The organism is Bradyrhizobium sp. 147, assembly GCF_023073935.1.
Classification (GTDB): domain Bacteria; phylum Pseudomonadota; class Alphaproteobacteria; order Rhizobiales; family Xanthobacteraceae; genus Bradyrhizobium.
This window is the reverse complement of record NZ_JADPKL010000066.1, coordinates 1-598: the sequence shown is the minus strand read 5'-3', so window position 1 is coordinate 598 and position 598 is coordinate 1. Positions and strand designations below refer to the sequence as shown.

The window sequence follows — 598 nt, the reverse complement described above, 5'->3', positions numbered from 1 at the left end:
ATTCACCGCAAGCTGCGGCGCGTTCCTCTCCAGCTTTCTCGCAACCCTCTAGGCCGGCACGAGCTCGTGGTAGTAGCCACTCTTGTCGTAGGTCGCCTTCAAGATAACCCCTGAGACCTTTGCGATAGCGACTGTGAAGTATCCAGTCCCCACGTATGACCCCTCCATGAGGTGTCCACAGACCGTCTGCGAGGCGTTCGTCACCGTAATATGAACGTGGACATAGGGCGTCTTGTGTCCCTCCCAGCCTCCAGCACCAAAGCCTGTGTGGCCGCCGCCCCGGGTAAGCGCTGGCGAGGGCTTTATAGAGTAGTCAGGGACCCATCCCATCCCTATGATGCCATGCCCGCTTACCTCTAGCCCACCGGGAATTTCAACAAAGTCAATCCCGGCTATTCCTGTTCCCGGTCGTGGCTCGTGGGGTTCTCGCTGTACCCTAACCTTCCTCATGTAGCCGGTCACGTCCAGAAGGACTCCTGTCTTGACATCCTTTTGCTTGCAGATGTCCCAAAGAGCTCGAAGAAGGTCTTCGCCTTCCTCCAGTTGAGCGTAGATGATCTCCTCGATCTTCCCACTCATCATTTTCCTAGTCATGTCA

The 598-nt window shown here is 56.2% G+C and carries 1 protein-coding gene; it reads right to left on the bottom strand.

Annotated features, from left to right (window positions below):
• Window positions 1-48: 48 nt before the first annotated feature.
• A partial coding sequence (locus IVA87_RS14620) for a DUF296 domain-containing protein (RefSeq protein ID WP_247333994.1) occupies window positions 49-598 on the bottom strand: 550 nt, incomplete at its 5' end.